Genomic DNA, 17,787 nt, shown 5'->3' with positions numbered 1-17,787 from the left:
GAATGAAAGCGACACGCGCTAAGGCGCGGAGCAAAGGCCGCAGGCCGCCGCGCCATCGGTGGGCCGTCCCGCGGCCTGCCGATTTGGCTGATGGCATGCCAAGCCTATGATGTTGGGAGTATGCAGCCTGCATAAAGCGCGTCCCTATGACGCCGGATCGGCAGACCCCGGCCCACCAATGGCGCGGGCTATCTTACGCCCCGGCCTTGGCCTTGCCCGGTCACGCCCCCCTGGCCCAGATCACCGCCCTACCCCTCGAACAAGCGCCCCTGATCGGGGGGGGCGGGCGCGGCCAGGCCCAGATGCGCCCATGCTTTCGCCGCCAGCATGCGCCCGCGCGGGGTGCGCGCAATCAAGCCTTGTTGCAGCAGGAAGGGTTCAATCACTTCTTCAATCGCATCGCGCGATTCCGACAATGCGGCGGCAATGGTTTCCACCCCCACCGGTCCCCCGCCGTAATTTTCGGCCAGCAACACCAGATAGCGCCGGTCCGCCCCATCAAGGCCCAGATGGTCCACGCCCAGCCGTGTCAGCGCATTATCGGCCAAGGCCTGTGTCAGGCGCCCGTCCCCCTCGACCAGTGCAAAATCAACCACGCGGCGCAACAGACGCCCCGCAATGCGCGGTGTGCCCCGCGCGCGGCGCGCAATTTCACGCACACCGTCATCTTCCGCAGGGATGCCCAGCAAGCGCGCGCCGCGTGCCACGATCTGGCACAGCTCGGCCTCGGTGTAAAACTGCAAGCGCGTGGGAATGCCGAACCGGTCGCGCAACGGCGTGGTCAGAAGCCCCAGTCGCGTGGTCGCCCCCACCAATGTGAAGGGCTGCAATTCAATGCGCACTGTGCGCGCCGCAGGCCCTTCGCCAATGACCAGATCAAGCTGGTAATCTTCCATCGCGGGATACAGCACTTCTTCCACTGCCGGGTTCAAGCGGTGGATTTCATCAATGAACAGCACATCACGCGCTTCCAGATTGGTCAGAATGGCCGCCAGATCACCGGCCTTGGCCAGAACCGGCCCCGATGTCATGCGAAACCCCACGCCCAGTTCGCGCGCCATGATTTGCGCCAATGTCGTCTTGCCCAGGCCCGGCGGGCCATAAAACAGCGTGTGGTCCATCGCTTCGGACCGCATGCGCGCGGATTGAATGAACACCCGCAGGTTCGACCGCGCTTCGTGCTGGCCGATGAATTCATCCAGGCCCTGCGGGCGCAGCGCCTTGTCCAGTTCGGGCGGGTCGCTGGCCATATCCGCGCCGCGCAAGGTGGGGTCAGGTGTTGTCATTCATCAGCCTTTCGGGGCCAGCAGGCGCAATGCGGCGCGGATCAGGGCAGGTGTTTCGGCATCAGGCGCTGTGGCCTGCGCTTCGGCCACGGCGCGGGCGGCATCACTGCCCGCATAGCCCAGATTGGCCAAGGCCGACATGGCGTCTGATGTGGCATTGGACCGCATGACAGGGGGCGGCGCGGCGGGGGTTGGCACGGGGGGCGCCCCGTCATCGATCACCGCCCCTTGCGCGGGCAGTGCGGCAGGCGCGCTTTCGATCCCCATCAGCGCAGGGGCCTTGTCCTTCAGTTCATTGGCGATGCGCAGCGCCAGTTTCGGCCCCACACCGGGGGCCTTGCGCAGCGCGCTGCTGTCGCCCAAGGCAATGGCGCGCGCCACCCCTTCTGGCCCCAACGCCCCCAGAATGGCCAGCGACGCCTTCGCGCCCACCCCCTGAACCGAGGTCAGAACACGGTGCCATTCCTTTTCCAGCAAGCTGGGAAAGCCGTAAAGCTGCAGCAAATCCTCGCGCACGACCAGTTCGGTATAAAGTGCCGCCACTTCGCCCCGGCCCGGCAAGGCCATCAGCGTGCGGTCGGACACATAGACAATATACCCCACGCCGCGCACATCCAGCAGCACATGATCCGGCCCGCGCATGTCAACAACGCCCGTCAGCTTGCCAATCATCGCCCGCCCCCCACCGCAATGGCAAGCTGGCGCGCAGACTGGCAATGGAACGCATGGCAAATCGCAATTGCCAGCGCATCGGCAGCGTCCGGCCCCGCGATCTGGACACCGGGAAGTTGCATGCGCACCATATGATCCACCTGTTCCTTCGCGGCCTTGCCCACCCCGACCACGGCCTTCTTGACCGCATTGGGGGCGTATTCGCCCACCTCCAGCCCCGCCTGTGCGGGCACCAGCAAGGCAATTCCGCGCGCACTGCCCAGTTTCAGCGTGGCAACGGCGTCCTTGTTTACGAATGTCTGTTCCACCGCTGCGGTATCGGGCGCGTAGCGTTCAAGAACCGCAGTCAGACCACTATGCAGCGCCAGCAAACGCGCGGCAAGACTGGCCTTCGGGTCGGAATGGCAAACCCCGTTGCCGATATGGCGCATGCGCACCCCGTCCACATCAATGACCCCCCAGCCAAGATTGCGCAAGCCTGGGTCAATGCCGATCACGCGCATGGCTGGTCACTCCGGTATATATGGGCCTGTAGTTTTCCATGCATTAGCACGAAGCGCGAACATCTGCCAAGCCCTTCGGCGAAGCCATGCTGAAATCACCCCCAGTCATGCACCCATGGCATAGGGGGATTGCGATTTCCCATAGTTGCTCTGCCCATGAAAACAGCATACCTGCCAGTTGTCCGCACAACACAGCGGCAGTTTGAAAACTTATTCCACCGGAGATTGAAATGTCCTTCTACGCCCAAAGTCGCCCGCATGCTGATCGCGTGCTTGGCGGTTTCCAAAGCCTGACCTTCGGCGCATTCTTCAACGGCCTGCGCAGCTGGAACGAAGCGCGCGTGACACGGCGCGAACTGAACGCGCTGAGCGACCGCGAATTGCAAGATATCGGCCTGATCCGCGCGGATATTGAACGCGTTGCCCTGAAGGGGCGCTGATGGGGGACGCGCAGACGCACCATACCCCGACACAAAAGTAAAAGGCCCCGGACAGTTTCCGGGGCCTTTTGCATATCCGCCCCGCCAGAACGGCACCGAAAGACGGGTGTTTGGTGTGCAGCGGTCCTGCGCGCTTGGGTATCGCCCGCGCCTTGGTCGTCCGTCGCCATCCACATCAGACCGGACCTCAGCGGCCTTGTCGTGCCAAGCGCGATGACACGGCCACAAAAAAGCACCCCGCACAAAGGCGCAGGGTGCAAGGGCGCGCGCATTTTGCAAGCGCGCGCGTTTTGTCAGCTTCAGGCCAGATCGAACCTGTCTGCGTTCATCACCTTGGTCCATGCGGCAACGAAATCATGGACGAATTTTTCCTGATTGTCGTCTTGTGCATAGATTTCAGCGTAAGACCGCAGCACAGAATTCGACCCGAAGACCAGATCAACACGCGTCGCGGTGAATTTCTCCGCGCCGGTCTTGCGGTCCACAATCGCATACTCATTGCTGCCTTTGGGGTCCCATTTGAACCCCATATCGGTCAGGGTGACGAAGAAATCAGTCGTCAACGCGCCTTCGCGGTCGGTGAAAACACCGTGCCTGGTGCCGCCGTAATTGGTGCCGATCACGCGCATCCCACCCAACAGGCAGGTCATTTCAGGCGCGGTCAGCCCCATCAACTGGGCACGGTCCAACAGCATTTCTTCGGGCGTTACAACATAGTCCTTCTTGGACCAGTTGCGGAACCCGTCCGCCAGTGGTTCCAGATACTTGAAGGAGTCTGCGTCCGTCATTTCGTCCGTGGCATCACCGCGACCGGGGGCAAAGGGCACCTCGATGTCGAACCCTGCGGCCTTGGCGGCCTGTTCCACACCGTAATTACCCGCCAGAACGATGACATCGGCAATGCTTGCGCCAGTATCTGCGGCAATGGGTTCCAGCACATCCAGCACGCGTGCCAGACGGGCGGGTTCATTGCCTTCCCAGTCCTTTTGCGGGGCCAGACGAATGCGCGCGCCATTTGCACCGCCGCGCAGGTCCGACCCGCGGAAGGTGCGCGCGCTGTCCCATGCCGTGGCAACCATATCGCTGACACTCAGCCCGCTTGCGGCAATCTTCGCCTTGACGGCAGCCACATCATAGCTGGTGTTGCCAGCAGGAACGGGGTCTTGCCAGATCAGCGTCTCGGTCGGGGCATCGGGGCCGATATAGCGTTCTTTCGGTCCCATGTCGCGGTGGGTCAGTTTGAACCATGCACGCGCAAACGCATCATCCAGCTGGTCCGGGTTCTTGTAGAACCGCTCTGCAATCTCGCGGTAGATGGGGTCCATCTTGATACCCATATCCGCATCCGTCATGATCGGATTCAAGCGGATTGACGGGTCTTCCACATCAACGGGCTTGTCTTCTTCCTTGATGTTGACAGGTTCCCATTGCCATGCACCGGCAGGCGATTTCTTCAGTTCCCATTCATAGTTCAGCAGCAGGTGCAGATAGCCGTTATCCCATTTGGTGGGATGGGTGGTCCACGCCCCTTCAATGCCCGATGTCACAGTGTCACGGCCAACGCCACGGCCTTTGTGGTTGTTCCAGCCAAGGCCCTGTTCGAACAGGTCTGCCGCTTCGGGTTCGGGCCCCAGATCTTCGGCGCGGCCATTGCCGTGGCATTTGCCGACTGTGTGACCGCCCACGGTCAGGGCAACGGTTTCTTCATCATTCATCGCCATGCGGGCGAATGTTTCGCGCACTTGTGCAGCGGTTTTCAGCGGGTCGGGCTGGCCGTTCACCCCTTCGGGGTTCACATAAATCAGCCCCATTTGCACAGCGGCCAGCGGGTTTTCCATGGTGGCGGGGTTGGCCACATCGCCGTAGCGTTCATCGCTGGGGGCCAGCCATTCCTTTTCCGCGCCCCAATAGATGTCCTTTTCGGGGTGCCAGATGTCTTCGCGGCCAAAGGCGAAGCCAAAGGTTTTCAGCCCCATCGATTCATAAGCCACAGTGCCCGCCAGAACCATCAGGTCGGCCCAGCTGATTTTGTTGCCGTATTTCTTCTTGATGGGCCACAGCAGGCGGCGGGCCTTGTCCAGATTGGCGTTGTCGGGCCAGCTGTTGAGCGGCGCAAAACGGTGGTTGCCAGTGCCTGCCCCGCCGCGACCATCCTGAATACGGTAGGTTCCGGCTGCGTGCCACGACATGCGGATCATCAGACCACCATAATGGCCCCAGTCCGCAGGCCACCAGTCCTGACTGTCGGTCATCAGGGCATGCAGGTCTTTTTTCAGCGCGTCAAAATCAAGAGATTTGACGTCTTCGCGGTAGTTCACGCTGCCAATCGGGTTCGACTTGGTGTCATGCTGGTGCAAAATGTCCAGATTAAGCGCCTTTGGCCACCAGTCCATGACGGAACTGCCAGTGTCGGTGATTGCGCCATGCATTACGGGGCATTTGCCGCCTTTGGGGGTGTCGTTGCCGTCCATGTCATACTCCTTGGATTGCTTGCAAAATGTGCTGGCGGGAGGTGGCGCGGTGTTATGACCGCTTCAAACTGTCGATTCCCGTCGGTATGGGTGCGGCATAGCATGCTGCATCCATAAGTAGAACTTGTATTTTCTTATTGTTTGCATCAGCAAATATTATCATTCACCTGTCAGTGCGCGAGTCGCCGGGTGCGATTGCCCACCCCCTCCAGCGCGGGCCCGGCCCGGCCCACCCCCCGCAATTCCCGCAAATCGCGTGGAAAAAGGCCAGTTTCTGCGCCGCAGAAAGGCGCTGCGACCGTTTTTTGGGCAATTGCACCGATTTTATACGTCATGGTTGATAAAACCTTCACAATTCCCTAATAGGGCCTTAACGACGATATTTGTAACCAGTTTAGCATTAGTTCCCGAAAACTTGATTAAAAATCGCCCGACAGGGGACAGTGAACATGAAACATTTGGATGGCTCCGTTTATTTTGACAACGCCGAGGAAGTCGGCGCTTCAGTTGGTGCAACGCGCATCGCGTCCAATTCCTACAGCCGCTACGCCAAGCGCGTTGTGGACCTGCTTATCGCCGTGGCGCTGGTTCCGATTATTGCGCCGGTGATTGCGGTTTTGTGGGTGTTGGTGCGCCGCGAAGGGGGGGCGGGGTTTTTCGGCCATGCCCGCGTGGGGCGCGATGGCAAGCTGTTCAAGTGCTGGAAAATCCGCACCATGGTTCCTGATGCCGAACAGAAGCTGAAAGAATACCTGAATGCCAACCCCGCCGCCGCGCAGGAATGGCGCGAGAATTTCAAACTGGAAAACGACCCGCGCATCACCCGTCTGGGCGCATTCCTGCGCAAAAGCAGTCTGGATGAATTGCCCCAGCTTTGGAATGTCATCAAAGGCGAGATGAGCTTCGTTGGCCCCCGTCCCGTGACCCGCGACGAACTTGACATGTATGCGGGCTATGAGGATGCCTATCTGTCGCAGCGCCCCGGCATTACCGGCCTGTGGCAGGTATCAGGGCGCAATGATATCAGCTATCAGCAGCGTGTCGCGCTGGATGTGCAATACGCCGAGCGCGCGTCCATGTTGTGGGACCTGTCGCTGATGGTCAAAACCGGGCTGTCGGTCCTGCGCATGACGGGACGGTAATCAGGCGGTTTGTGCGCCCGGCGGGGCAAATTCCCCTGCCCCCCCCACACAAAAGCCCTTCCTGCACAGCTTGCGGGCGGGGCTTTTTCTTTTGCGCGCCACCCCTGCAACCGGGGTTTGGTATTGGCGCAATCGTCACTTTTCACAGCGGCGTTTTTGATGTAAGGGCAACCTTATCTGAGACGTGACGCATTGACCCCGGCGTGATGCACAGGATTGGGGGTCGGCGGCAATGGGGCCGCTATGCAATCGGGGGGCCGGAGGGCCGGATTACCCCCCATGAGGATACGCTGAATGTTCAACATCACTAAAAAATCCATCCAGTGGGGCGAAGAAACGCTGACACTGGAAACAGGCAAAATTGCCCGTCAGGCCGATGGGTCTGTCATTGCCACGCTGGGCGAAACCAGTGTCATGGCAAACGTGACCTTCGCCAAGGCGGCGAAACCCGGTCAGGATTTCTTTCCGCTGACCGTGCATTACGTTGAAAAATATTACGCTGCAGGCAAGGTTCCCGGCGGGTTCCTGAAACGCGAAGCGCGCCCTTCCGACAAGGAAACGCTGACATCGCGCCTGATTGACCGCCCCCTGCGCCCGTTGTTTGTCGATGGGTTCAAGAACGAAGTTCTGGTCATCTGCACTGTGCTGTCGCATGATCTGGTCAATGAACCCGATGTCGTGGCGCTGATCGCGGCCTCTGCGGCGCTGACCATTTCGGGCGTGCCCTTCATGGGGCCGATCGCGGCTGCGCGTGTGGGTTACTCCAATGGCGCATATGTCCTGAATCCTGAATGTCAGGACATGGAAAAACTGCGCGAAAACGCTGAACAGCGCCTTGATCTGGTTGTCGCGGGCACAAAAGACGCCGTGATGATGGTGGAATCGGAAGCCTATGAACTGTCCGAGGCAGAAATGTTGGGCGCGGTGAAATTCGCCCATGAAAGCTATCAGCCCGTCATTGACCTGATCATTGATCTGGCCGAAGAAGCCGCCAAAGAACCGTTCAATTTTCAGGCGCCGGATTACGCTGACCTGTATGCCGCCATCAAAACCGCAGGCGAGGCGCAGATGCGCGACGCCTTCGCGTTGCGCGACAAACAGGAACGCGTTGCCGCAATTTCAGCCGCCCGCGATGCCATCAAGGCCGCACTGACCGAAGAGCAGCTGGCCGATGAAAATCTGGGGGCCGCGCTGAAGAAGCTGGAATCCTCCATCCTGCGCGGTGCGATCATCAACGGGGACCCCCGCGTTGACGGGCGCGACACCAAAACCGTGCGCCAGATCGTGTCGGAAACCGGCCTGTTGCCGCGCACGCATGGGTCTGCACTGTTCACCCGTGGTGAAACGCAGGCGCTGTGTGTCACCACCCTGGGCACCGGCGATGATGAGCAGTTCATCGACGCGCTGACCGGCACCAGCAAATCCAACTTCCTGCTGCACTACAACTTCCCCCCCTATTCGGTGGGCGAGGTGGGGCGTTTCGGCCCTCCCGGTCGGCGTGAAGTGGGGCATGGCAAGCTAGCCTGGCGCGCGCTGCAAGCGGTGCTGCCAGCGGCAACTGACTTCCCCTATACCATCCGCATTGTGTCCGAGATTACGGAATCCAACGGCTCCAGCTCCATGGCCACAGTTTGCGGCGGGTCGCTGTCGATGATGGATGCAGGCGTGCCGCTGAAAGCGCCGGTTGCCGGTGTTGCCATGGGCCTGATCCTGGAAAATGACGGAAAATTCGCTGTCCTGACCGACATTCTGGGCGACGAAGACCATCTTGGCGACATGGATTTCAAGGTTGCGGGCACCGAAGCGGGCATTACCAGCTTGCAGATGGACATCAAAGTGGCCGGGATCACCTTTGAAATCATGGAACAGGCGCTGGCCCAGGCCAAGGACGGGCGTATGCACATCCTGGGCGAAATGTCCAAAGCGCTGACCGAAGCAGGCAGCTTCAGCCAATATGCGCCCAAGATCGAAACCATGCAGATTCCGACTGACAAAATCCGCGAAGTCATCGGGTCCGGTGGCAAGGTTATCCGCGAAATCGTGGAAACATCGGGGGCGAAGGTCGACATCAATGATGATGGCATGATCAAGATCGCGTCCAATGATCAGGCGGCCATCAAGGCGGCCTATGACATGATCTATTCCATCGTGGCGGAACCCGAAATCGGCAAGATCTACACTGGCAAGGTTGTCAAGCTGGTGGATTTCGGCGCATTCGTGAACTTCTTTGGCAAGCGCGATGGTCTGGTGCATGTCAGCCAGATTGAAAACCGCCGTCTGAACCACCCGTCGGACGTGCTGAAGGAAGGTCAGGAAGTGAAAGTCAAGCTTCTGGGCTTTGATGAGCGCGGCAAGGTCCGGCTGGCCATGAAAATGGTGGATCAGGCCACGGGCGAAGAAATTTCTGCCGAGAAATCAGAGGACTAGAGCAGGTTGCTCAGCAGTGGGAACCAGTTTTGAGGTTCTTGAAACTGCGCATTAGGGCATGTGGCGTGAACGCGACTGAACGCTACATGCGCTAAGGGCACTGCCGTTCTTCCCGGCAGCTTCTGCGCATTGGGGGGCGTGTTGGCCAGGCAGGCTGGCACGCCCCCTTTTTGGTTTCCGTGGCCCGCGCATCCCGCCCTGACCTGATGCCTGCGTCTTTGCGCGGTGCTGCAGTGGCGCATAAGGGGCATTGCACCACGGGCCTATTCCTGATTGTCTGGACCATGTGGCAACGCGCGGGATCTGGTCAGATGACACTGCCCCAACTTCTGATATTGGCCATTCTGACAGCGACGATGGGCCTGTTTCTGTGGGGCAAGCTGCGCCATGATATGGTCGCACTGACGGCGCTGATTGCCTGTGTGCTGGCAGGGCTGGTGCCTGCTGCGGATGCTTTCGCGGGGTTTGCGCACCCGGCGGTCATAACAGTGGCCTGTGTGCTGATCCTGAGCCACGGGTTGCAAAATACCGGCGCTGTGGACTGGCTGGCGCGTAGCGTGCTGCCACGCAATGCCGGGCGGATTCCCAGCTTGCTGGCCTTGACCGGGCTTGGTGCGGCCATGTCGGGCTTTATGAACAATGTAGGCGCCATGGCCCTGTTGATGCCGGTTGCAGTGCAATTGTCGGGGCGGTTGAACATGACGGCAGGGCAAGTGCTGATGCCGCTGGCCTTTGGCACTATTCTGGGCGGCATGACCACATTGGTGGGCACACCCCCCAACCTGATTGTGTCGGGGTTTCGCGCGCAAACAGGGGCGGGCGCGTTTGGCATGTTCGATTTCGCGCCAGTGGGCGTGACTGTTGCCGTGTTGGGGGTGGTGTTCGTGGCGCTGGTCGGCTGGCGGCTGGTGCCCGCGCGCAAGGCCGCGGGCGAGGCGCGCTTTGAAACCGGGGCGTATTTTTCCGAAGTGCGCGTGCCAGAAGAAAGCAAGGCCGTGGGCCTGACGCTGCGCGCGTTTGAACGCGAAATCAATGACAGCGGCGCGCAGGTTGCAGGCCTTGTGCGCAACGAGGTGCGCATGATTGCCCCCCATGGCGGGCGGCGCATACAGCCTGATGATATTCTGGTGCTGGAAGCGGATGTGGACACCCTTGCAGAAGCGCTGGCGGTGTTCGACATCAAGCTGGAAGAACAGGTCGACCCCGCCAGCACAGCCCCCCCTGCCCCGTCCAGCGACAAAACCGCCCCTGACCCGGGCCCTGATGCGGAGAATGACGAAAGCGCCCCCCGCGACCCCGAGATTGTCTTGCGCGAAGTGGCGGTGCTGCCTGCGTCCAGCATTGTGGGCAGATCGGCCAGCGATATGCGGCTGCGCACGCGCTATGGTCTGAACCTGCTGGCCGTGTCGCGCGACCCCAACCCGCCCCGCGCGCGCCTGCGCGAAGTGGCCTTGAAATCAGGCGATCTGCTGTTGTTGCAAGGCCCGGCCGATGTGATGGCAGATTTTATCAATGATACCGGCTGCGTGCCGCTTGGGGAACGCGACCTGCGCATACCAGACAAACGCAAGGCGGTCTTGTCGGGGGCTATTCTGGCGGGTGCGGTGGTGTTGGTCACATTGGGCGTGCTGACAGCGGCTATCGGGTTTGTGCTGGCGGTTCTGCTGTCCATGCTGCTGCGCACAGTGCCACCGCGTCAGGTCTACAGGGTCATCGATTGGCCGGTTATCGTGCTATTGGCCGCGCTTATTCCGGTGGCGGGTGCCATGCAGGCCACCGGCACCGCCGACATGCTGGCGGTGTTTCTGGTGCAGACCATCGCGCAGGGAAACGCAGTTGCCGCCCTGGCCGTGGTGCTGGTGGCAACCATGTTCCTGTCAGATGTGATGAACAACGCGGCCACAGCGGCGGTGATGTGCCCGATTGCCCTTGGCATTGCCGGCGCGTTGGGGGTCAACCCCGACAGCTTCCTTATGGCGGTGGCCATCGGGGCGTCCTGCGCATTTCTGACACCGATCGGGCACCAGAACAACACGCTGATCCTTGGCCCCGGCGGATTTCGCTTCGGGGATTACTGGCGTCTGGGCCTGCCCATGGAAATACTGGTTACAGCGGTCAGCCTGCCCATGCTGCTGTGGGTCTGGCCACTTTAGCCCGCCGCGTGGGGGCGCTATTTCTGCTTCGTATTGGGTGCCTTGGTGCTGGTTCTGGCATAGGCGCGCCCGATCATATGCGCGGCAATGGGCGCGGTCAGCAACAGGAAGAACACGGTCGCCAACACCTTGCTGGTGCCCGCCACAGTGCCAATATTGACCGCCAGCGCCGCCAAAATCAGCAAACTGCCCAATGTGCCCGCCTTGGTGGACGCATGCATCCGCGTCAGCAAATCCGGTAGGCGCACAATTCCAATGGCGGCAATCAAGACAAACGCACCGCCCCCCAGAATAAGAATACCCTTCAGAACATCAATCATCCCCGCCCCCATCGGTTTGGCTGCCCCCGGTTTGGGGGGGCTTGCTCTCGCGTTCGAAATAGCGTTCTGCGTAGCGCGCCAGTGCCACCGTGGCCAGAAACCCCACCAGGGCAACCACAATCGCCACATCCAGAAGCGATGCATCGTCAATTGCAATCGCATACAAGCCGCAAAACGCGATGATGGTGATGTTCATCATATCCAACGCCACCACGCGGTCGGCCAATGTCGGGCCAATGGCCAGCCGGATGAAGGCCACAGCCAGCCCCAGCAGGATCATTCCAAGGCCAATCTGGATTGACAGATCAAGAAATTCAGCAGCGCTCATTTCTCAAATACCTCCGCGACCATGCGTTCCATGCCGTTTTTCAATTCGGCCACCAAGGCGTCAGGGTCATCTGCGAACATGGCATGCACCATCAATGTGCTGCGGTCCTGGGTGACATCCACACTCAGCGTGCCCGGTGTCAGCGAAATCAGGTTGGTGACCAGCAAAATCTCGATATCGGATTTCACGCTTAGCGGCATTTCAATGATGGCGGGCTTGTTTTTGGGAAAGGGGCGAATGACATCCCATGCCACCCGCACCGAGGACAACAGCAATTCCCAGAAGAAATACACCGCCAGCCGCACCACGCGGTAACTGCGCAGGAAATACAGCCGGTCAATGCCTGTCAGCGGCGCGGACAGCCACAGCGCGAAGAACCCCAGCACCGCACCTGTGGCCAGTGTTCCCAACCCGAAGGACCCCGTCATCGCCGCCCAGGCAAAGGCCAGCAGCAGGTTAATCAAAAATCCGTTCATTTTTGCGCCCCCAGAACTGTGGTGACATAATCGCTTGGGTCCAGCAACTGCGCCGCAGCGGTTTGTGCAAACTGCACAAAGGGTTCGGGGAACAAGCCAATCAGCACTGTCATGACCGCCAGACCGATAATGGGCAGCATCATCGGCACCCGGATATGGCCGGGCACACGCGCGGGAACCGGATCAATCCCGTCAGGATGCGGTTTCCAGAAGGCCATGCCCCAGATTTTTGTCATCGAGAAAATCGTCAGCAAGCCCACAAACAGCGCAATGAAGGCGATGAACCACGCTTCCAACTCGATCGAGGCTTTCACAATCAGGTATTTGGCCCAGAACCCCGACAGCGGCGGAAACCCGGCCAGCGAGAATGCAGGCACGATGAACAGCGCCGCCAGAAATGGCGAGGATTTGTAAAGCCCGCCAATGCGGTTCAGATCCGTGGACCCTGTCAGCTTGAACGCCATGCCCGACACCAGAAACAGGTTCGCTTTCACGATGATGTGGTGCACCAGATAGAACACCCCCCCCATCAGCGCCAGCGGCGTATACAGCGCCAGTCCCAGCGTCATGTAACCGATCTGGCTGATGATGTGAAAGGACAGGATCTTGCGGAAATCGGTTTGCGCGGCCGCCCCCAGAACGCCCGTCAGCATGGTGGCCAGTGACACCCAGATCAGGATTTCATGCGTGAACCCGATATCGCCCACAAACACCAGCGTGAACATGCGCATCATCGCATAGACGCCCACCTTGGTCAGCAACCCCGCAAACACTGCCGACACGGCAAATGACGGGGTGTGATAGGACGCCGGCAGCCAGAAAAACAGCGGGAACACCCCGGCCTTCACGCCAAACCCCACCATGAACATCATGGCGATGACGGTAATCAGGGTCTGGTCCTCGGCATTGGCCACGGCTTGGCGCAGGTCGGCCATGTTCAGCGTGCCGGTGACCCCATACAAAAGCCCGATCCCCGACAGGAAAATAATAGTCGAGACAAGGTTCAGCGCGACATATTTGATGCCTGCGTCCAGTTGTTCGCGCGTGCCCCCCAGAACCAGCAGCCCGAAGGATGAAATCAGCATCACCTCGAACCACACATACAGGTTGAACAGATCCCCTGTCAGAAACGCGCCCGTGACCCCCGCAATCAGCGTCTGAAACAGCGCATGATAGCCCAGACGTTCAATGCGTTCGGGAATTTCCCCCAGCGCGTAAATGGCGGTCGCAAGCCCGGTAATAGCCGTGATCACCACCATCACCACGCCCAGATAATCCGCCACCAACGTAATACCGAAGGGCGCATCCCAGTTGGACATCTGCGCGGCAATCACGCCTTCGTCAAGCACTGCCATCAGCAGCGCGATGGACGCCACCAGCGACAGAACCGACCCTGTCAGCGAAATCCAGCGCCCGCTTGGCGCGCGGCGCATCAAATAGGCCAGCACCGCCGTTGCAAAGGGAACGGCGATGGGCATGACCAGAAGCCAGCTTGTCATTTCATGTCCTCGTCGGCATCTTTGGGTTCGGCAATGCGCATTTTATCCGTATCCATGGTGCGCAACCGGCGATAGGTTTCAAAGGCCAGCGCCAGCGTGAAGGCCAGCAAGCCAAAGCCAATAACAATAGCAGTCAGAACCAGCGCTTGCGGCAGGGCATTTCCCACCACGCCAACAGGGCTGTCCGCCCCATAAGGCACCAGCGCGGGCGCACCTTTTGTCATGCGGCCAGAGGCGAAGATCACCAGATTGGCCGCGTTCGACAACAAGATCAGTCCGAACATGAAGCGCATGAAATTGCGTGCCAGCATCAGATAGACCGATGCGGACACCAGAACGCCGACGACAAGGGCAGTCAGGGCTTCCATGGGTCAGGTTTCCTCCTCGAATGCATAGGCAAGCGACAGGATCGACCCCAGCACCACCAGATACACACCAATGTCAAACACCAGAACTGTATTCACAGTGAAAAGCGCTGTTTCATAACTGTCGCCCCCCACCCAATACCATTGCCCGGTAAAGAACGGATCGCCGAAGAAAAACGACACCAGCCCCGCAACCAGTGCAATACCAAGCCCCACTGCGGCAATGCCTTCGGGGCTGACACGCAGCGCGGATTTGGCCTGTGCCGGGCCGCAGGCCAGCGAATAGACGATAAACGCCACCGCCCCCAGCAACCCGCCGATAAACCCGCCACCGGGCAGGTTGTGCCCGCGCAGCAGCATGAACAGCGAAAAGATGAACAGCAGCGCCACCAGAATGCGCGCCCCCGCCGTAAAGATGATGGAGTTCATGGGCGGTCCTCCTCTCTGGGGCCGGGCACGTCATCAGAGGCACGCTTTGCCCCCCCCTTCAGCAAGGCAAACGCCCCCAGCGCCGCGACAATCACGACTGCGATTTCGCCAAAGGTGTCCAGCGTGCGGAAATCCACAAGGATGACATTGACGATGTTGCGCCCGAAGGCTTCGGTCCAAGAAGACGCTTCAAAGAAATCCGTCAGGCGGCGGTCAAAGGGCGTGTTGGTCACACGCAGCAGCACCCACGCGGTAACCCCGCCCACCAGCACGGCCAGCCCCGCATCAAACGGGCGGTGCGTCTGTTTGCCGGTGCGGTCCAGATGCGGCATTTTCAGCAGCGCCACCGCCAGCAGCACCACCACCAGCAATTCCACCAGAATTTGCGTGATCGCCACATCCGGCGCGGAATAGGCGATGAAGATCAGCGCAACCCCAATCCCCACAACGCCAAGCCCCACCAGTGCTGTAATCCGTGATGATGTCAGCACCACCAGCACTGTGCCCGCGCCAATCAGCGCCGCAATGCCCCATTCCACAAAGCCGGTGCCCGCGAAATCCAGCACTGGCGCAGCAGCGGGGCGCCAGATTAATGTGCCCAGAACCGTCAGCGCGAAAACCGCGAATGTGGCGAACATATAGTGGCGCAAAACACCCGTCTGAATAAAGCGCGTCTGGCCCTTGGCCACGGCCATGAAGCGGTCCAGCAACACATCCCAGCTTGCATCCATGTTGATGGCGCGCGCTTCCATATCGGCCAGCAGGGCGCGCAGGCGGGCATGCACCTTATACAGCACAAACCCCAATGCGAAGGTCAGCAGGCTAAGCCCCAGGGGCAGGTTCACCCCCGCCCACAGCTTCAGCCGCCCGCCCACATCCGGCGCGCCCATCACGGCGGCAACTGCGGGTTCCACCAGATAATAGGCCGTGACACCGGGCAAAAGCCCCGCCAGAAGCCCGATAACGGACAATGTCACAGGCCCCAGAACCATGGCCCAAGGCCCCTCATGGGGGGTGCGCGGCAGCTTGCCTTGCGGGCCGAAAAACGGCTTCCACGCCACAATCAGCGCCACCGCGAACATCAGTGCAAACGCAGCCATCCCCATGATAACCACAAACCAGCTGATCGCCATGGTCAGCGCCCCGGCATAGGCCACTTCCTTGGCGATAAAGCCCAGAAACGGCGGAATGCCCGCCATCGCCAGCCCAGACAACCCCGCTGCCGCCGCTGTCAACGGCATGGCCCGCGCCAACCCGCCCAACACATTGGCATCGCGCGTGCCGGTTTCATGGTCGATAATCCCGATGACCAGAAACAACCCCGCCTTGTACAGCGAATGCACCAGCAAAAACGTCATCGCTGCCGTAATCGCATAGCCTGACGACCCGGCCAGAAACATGACCAATGTGCCCAGCGCCATCAGCGTGGTATAAGCCAGCGTTTGCTTCAAATCTGTCTGGCGCAGCGCCATGAAGGACGCAAACACCGCCGTGACCGCCCCGAAAATGGTCAGCGTATAGACCCAGACATCACTGCCCGACAGGCTGGGATGCATCCGCGCCAGCAGATAGACCCCCGCCTTCACCATCGTGGCCGAATGCAGATAGGCCGAAACCGGCGTGGGCGCGGCCATGGCATTGGGCAACCAGAAATGAAACGGCACCTGCGCCGATTTGGTAAACGCCCCCAACAGCACCAGAACCAGAATCCCCAGATAGATGGGGTGTTCGGCCATACTGCCCGCCGCGTTCAGTTGTGACAATTCGAACGTGCCTTGCGTGATCCCGATCAGGATGAACCCTGCCAGCAGCGCCAGCCCCCCTGCCGCCGTCAGCAACAAGGCCTGCAACGCGTTGCGCCGCGATTTGGGGTCGGTATGCGAAAACCCGATCAACAGATAGGATGTGAAGGTCGTCAGTTCCCAGAACACGAACAGCGCAATCAGGTTATCGGCCAGAACCAGCCCCAGCATCGACAACATGAAGCTGAACAGATACAGCGCAAACCGACTATATTGCGGGTGCCCGGCCAGATAGCGCGCGGCATACAGCATCACCAGCGTGCCGATCCCCGTGATCAGCAGCGCAAACATCAGGCTTAACCCGTCCAGCCAGAAGGACAGCCGCACTTGCAAACTGGGTATCCAGTCCCAGACCCATTGCACCGCACCATCACGGGGCACAACAGGCAAATATTGCAGGAAAAACAGGAATAATGCGGCGGTCAACGCTACGGTGATCATGCCCGCAGGCGTCACCCAGGGCGCGTTCGGGTCGGAAGGCTCTGCCATCTGATCGGTCGACTCCTGATTTGCAGTTATGTCAGTTGCCCTGCCGCATTGAACTGGCATGGCGCGCGTTGTTTCACATTTTGCGCCAAAATTCGCAACGTAAATCGGTCAACAAATTTGTGTTTCCGCATGGATAAACCCGTGGTGCCTTGTGTTTGCGCTCTCAGGGGCGGGGTGCGCGGTCAGCTGCGCCCTGTGCGTGCCCTTGACAAGGCGCGCCCCGTCTCGAAAGTTGGGACCATGCGCAGCCCCGCCTTAGACGCCCGCGATATTGCAATTCTGTCGGTCCTGTCACACGAGGGGCGGATCACCAAGGCCGAACTGGCCCGGCGCGTCAACCTGTCGCCTGCACCCTGCTGGGAACGCCTGAAGCGGCTGGAGGATGCGGGCCTGATCCGGGGCTACCGCGCCGACATCGCGCTGGCGCGCATTGCGCCCCATGTCGTCATCTTTGTGACTATCGAACTGGACAGCCATAAATCCGAGGATTTCCAGCGCTTTGAACGCGCCATAGCGGCACTGGATGAAATCACCGATTGCTGGTCGCTGGGCGGGGGGTTTGATTACCTGCTGAAAGTGACCACCCCCGATATCGCGGCCTATCAGGTGCTTATGGACGGGTTGCTGGCGCGGCGCGCGGGTGTGAAGCGATATTTCACCTATATCGTCACCAAAAACGTCAAGGACGCCCCTTTGCCCTTGCAGGTGCTCCTGTAGCAAACGCAGATTGGCAACCCCCGCAAGGCGGGTTGCGCTTGGCCTGAAGCTGCCCTTCGCCCTTGGACTAAGCCCGCGCTATCGGCGGGCCGGGGTCTGCCGATCCGGCGTTGTAGGGGTTCACTTTATCCAGGCGGCATATTCCTGACATCAAGCGCTTGGCACGCCTTCAGGTCATCGGCAGGCCGCGGGACGGCCCGCCGATAGTGCGGCGGCCTGCGGCCTTTGCTCCGCACTGCGGAATGCCTTGAACGTCAGCAACAGGCCT

The 17,787-nt window shown here is 60.3% G+C and carries 16 protein-coding genes; 5 read left to right on the top strand and 11 right to left on the bottom strand.

The window, feature by feature from the left end; genetic code table 11:
* Positions 1-248: 248 nt before the first annotated feature.
* Genes ruvB through ruvC form a run of 3 tightly spaced genes read right to left on the bottom strand, consistent with a single transcriptional unit; the run spans position 249 to position 2,461 of the window.
* Positions 249-1,286, bottom strand: a complete 1,038-nt coding sequence (gene ruvB, locus ACTZWY_RS17425; protein WP_444791986.1) for a Holliday junction branch migration DNA helicase RuvB — start codon at positions 1,284-1,286, stop codon at positions 249-251.
* A gap of 3 nt (positions 1,287-1,289) precedes the next feature.
* Complete coding sequence (gene ruvA, locus ACTZWY_RS17420; RefSeq protein ID WP_444791985.1) at positions 1,290-1,958, bottom strand: Holliday junction branch migration protein RuvA; 669 nt, start codon at positions 1,956-1,958, stop codon at positions 1,290-1,292.
* A complete protein-coding gene (gene ruvC / locus ACTZWY_RS17415) occupies positions 1,955-2,461 on the bottom strand; it encodes a crossover junction endodeoxyribonuclease RuvC (RefSeq protein WP_444791984.1) in 507 nt (168 codons plus the stop codon). Before ruvC ends, ruvA begins: the two co-directional genes overlap by 4 nt.
* Before the next feature lie 230 nt (positions 2,462-2,691).
* On the opposite strand from ruvC, the gene ACTZWY_RS17410 reads away from it, so the two are divergent.
* Positions 2,692-2,901 carry a DUF1127 domain-containing protein gene (locus ACTZWY_RS17410; protein ID WP_444791983.1) on the top strand — a complete coding sequence of 70 codons (210 nt, stop codon included), beginning with the start codon at positions 2,692-2,694 and terminating at the stop codon, positions 2,899-2,901.
* 299 nt (positions 2,902-3,200) lie between these two features.
* Here ACTZWY_RS17410 and katG read toward each other — a convergent pair whose 3' ends face one another.
* The gene (gene katG, locus ACTZWY_RS17405; RefSeq protein ID WP_444791982.1) at positions 3,201-5,372 is read right to left on the bottom strand and encodes a catalase/peroxidase HPI; all 2,172 of its coding nucleotides are present in this window, start codon (positions 5,370-5,372) and stop codon (positions 3,201-3,203) included.
* A 449-nt stretch (positions 5,373-5,821) separates the two neighbouring features.
* On the opposite strand from katG, the gene ACTZWY_RS17400 reads away from it, so the two are divergent.
* The 3 genes from ACTZWY_RS17400 (at position 5,822) to ACTZWY_RS17390 (ending at position 11,094) form a co-directional block, all read left to right on the top strand.
* Positions 5,822-6,514: a sugar transferase gene (locus tag ACTZWY_RS17400; RefSeq protein WP_444791981.1), complete on the top strand. Its 693-nt coding sequence runs from the start codon at positions 5,822-5,824 to the stop codon at positions 6,512-6,514.
* Between the two features lie 294 nt (positions 6,515-6,808).
* A complete protein-coding gene (pnp, locus tag ACTZWY_RS17395) occupies positions 6,809-8,941 on the top strand; it encodes a polyribonucleotide nucleotidyltransferase (RefSeq protein ID WP_444791980.1) in 2,133 nt (710 codons plus the stop codon).
* A gap of 311 nt (positions 8,942-9,252) precedes the next feature.
* On the top strand, positions 9,253-11,094 hold the full coding sequence (locus ACTZWY_RS17390; protein WP_444791979.1) for an SLC13 family permease: 1,842 nt from the start codon (positions 9,253-9,255) through the stop codon (positions 11,092-11,094).
* Positions 11,095-11,111: 17 nt separating this feature from the next.
* On the opposite strand, the gene mnhG is transcribed toward ACTZWY_RS17390, so the two are convergent.
* Genes mnhG through mbhE form a run of 7 tightly spaced genes read right to left on the bottom strand, consistent with a single transcriptional unit; the run spans position 11,112 to position 16,802 of the window.
* Positions 11,112-11,414, bottom strand: coding sequence for a monovalent cation/H(+) antiporter subunit G (gene mnhG, locus ACTZWY_RS17385; protein ID WP_444791978.1), 303 nt, complete (start codon positions 11,412-11,414; stop codon positions 11,112-11,114).
* Entirely contained in the window at positions 11,407-11,742 is a 336-nt protein-coding gene (locus ACTZWY_RS17380; protein ID WP_444791977.1) for a monovalent cation/H+ antiporter complex subunit F, read from the bottom strand. The genes mnhG and ACTZWY_RS17380 overlap by 8 nt, the downstream gene beginning before the upstream one ends.
* Positions 11,739-12,218 carry a Na+/H+ antiporter subunit E gene (locus tag ACTZWY_RS17375; RefSeq protein WP_444791976.1) on the bottom strand — a complete coding sequence of 160 codons (480 nt, stop codon included), beginning with the start codon at positions 12,216-12,218 and terminating at the stop codon, positions 11,739-11,741. Before ACTZWY_RS17375 ends, ACTZWY_RS17380 begins: the two co-directional genes overlap by 4 nt.
* A complete protein-coding gene (locus ACTZWY_RS17370; protein ID WP_444791975.1) occupies positions 12,215-13,717 on the bottom strand; it encodes a Na+/H+ antiporter subunit D in 1,503 nt (500 codons plus the stop codon). Before ACTZWY_RS17370 ends, ACTZWY_RS17375 begins: the two co-directional genes overlap by 4 nt.
* Positions 13,714-14,085: a Na+/H+ antiporter subunit C gene (locus ACTZWY_RS17365; RefSeq protein ID WP_444791974.1), complete on the bottom strand. Its 372-nt coding sequence runs from the start codon at positions 14,083-14,085 to the stop codon at positions 13,714-13,716. Before ACTZWY_RS17365 ends, ACTZWY_RS17370 begins: the two co-directional genes overlap by 4 nt.
* 3 nt (positions 14,086-14,088) lie before the next feature.
* Positions 14,089-14,511: a Na+/H+ antiporter subunit B gene (locus tag ACTZWY_RS17360; protein WP_444791973.1), complete on the bottom strand. Its 423-nt coding sequence runs from the start codon at positions 14,509-14,511 to the stop codon at positions 14,089-14,091.
* On the bottom strand, positions 14,508-16,802 hold the full coding sequence (gene mbhE / locus ACTZWY_RS17355) for a hydrogen gas-evolving membrane-bound hydrogenase subunit E (protein WP_444791972.1): 2,295 nt from the start codon (positions 16,800-16,802) through the stop codon (positions 14,508-14,510). The genes ACTZWY_RS17360 and mbhE overlap by 4 nt, the downstream gene beginning before the upstream one ends.
* A gap of 240 nt (positions 16,803-17,042) precedes the next feature.
* Here mbhE and ACTZWY_RS17350 point away from each other — a divergent pair, with 240 nt between their 5' ends.
* On the top strand, positions 17,043-17,519 hold the full coding sequence (locus ACTZWY_RS17350) for an Lrp/AsnC family transcriptional regulator (protein WP_444791971.1): 477 nt from the start codon (positions 17,043-17,045) through the stop codon (positions 17,517-17,519).
* The last annotated feature ends 268 nt before the right edge of the window (positions 17,520-17,787 follow it).

This window comes from Roseinatronobacter sp. NSM (assembly GCF_052379845.1).
Lineage (GTDB): Bacteria > Pseudomonadota > Alphaproteobacteria > Rhodobacterales > Rhodobacteraceae > Roseinatronobacter.
Note: the sequence above shows the minus strand (reverse complement) of the source record. Positions and strands in the feature narration are given on the sequence as shown.

Excerpts from the sequence above, each read along its gene's own strand:
- ruvA (WP_444791985.1), bottom strand. The coding sequence starts at position 1,958 with ATGATTGGCAAGCTGACGGGCGTTGTTGACATGCGCGGGCCGGATCAT.
- mbhE (WP_444791972.1), bottom strand. The coding sequence starts at position 16,802 with ATGGCAGAGCCTTCCGACCCGAACGCGCCCTGGGTGACGCCTGCGGGC.
- ACTZWY_RS17380 (WP_444791977.1), bottom strand. The coding sequence starts at position 11,742 with ATGAGCGCTGCTGAATTTCTTGATCTGTCAATCCAGATTGGCCTTGGA.
- ACTZWY_RS17360 (WP_444791973.1), bottom strand. The coding sequence starts at position 14,511 with ATGAACTCCATCATCTTTACGGCGGGGGCGCGCATTCTGGTGGCGCTG.
- ACTZWY_RS17410 (WP_444791983.1), top strand. The coding sequence starts at position 2,692 with ATGTCCTTCTACGCCCAAAGTCGCCCGCATGCTGATCGCGTGCTTGGC.
- ruvB (WP_444791986.1), bottom strand. The coding sequence starts at position 1,286 with ATGACAACACCTGACCCCACCTTGCGCGGCGCGGATATGGCCAGCGAC.
- ACTZWY_RS17350 (WP_444791971.1), top strand. The coding sequence starts at position 17,043 with ATGCGCAGCCCCGCCTTAGACGCCCGCGATATTGCAATTCTGTCGGTC.
- mnhG (WP_444791978.1), bottom strand. The coding sequence starts at position 11,414 with ATGATTGATGTTCTGAAGGGTATTCTTATTCTGGGGGGCGGTGCGTTT.
- ruvC (WP_444791984.1), bottom strand. The coding sequence starts at position 2,461 with ATGCGCGTGATCGGCATTGACCCAGGCTTGCGCAATCTTGGCTGGGGG.
- ACTZWY_RS17365 (WP_444791974.1), bottom strand. The coding sequence starts at position 14,085 with ATGGAAGCCCTGACTGCCCTTGTCGTCGGCGTTCTGGTGTCCGCATCG.
- katG (WP_444791982.1), bottom strand. The coding sequence starts at position 5,372 with ATGGACGGCAACGACACCCCCAAAGGCGGCAAATGCCCCGTAATGCAT.
- ACTZWY_RS17400 (WP_444791981.1), top strand. The coding sequence starts at position 5,822 with ATGAAACATTTGGATGGCTCCGTTTATTTTGACAACGCCGAGGAAGTC.
- pnp (WP_444791980.1), top strand. The coding sequence starts at position 6,809 with ATGTTCAACATCACTAAAAAATCCATCCAGTGGGGCGAAGAAACGCTG.
- ACTZWY_RS17370 (WP_444791975.1), bottom strand. The coding sequence starts at position 13,717 with ATGACAAGCTGGCTTCTGGTCATGCCCATCGCCGTTCCCTTTGCAACG.
- ACTZWY_RS17390 (WP_444791979.1), top strand. The coding sequence starts at position 9,253 with ATGACACTGCCCCAACTTCTGATATTGGCCATTCTGACAGCGACGATG.
- ACTZWY_RS17375 (WP_444791976.1), bottom strand. The coding sequence starts at position 12,218 with ATGAACGGATTTTTGATTAACCTGCTGCTGGCCTTTGCCTGGGCGGCG.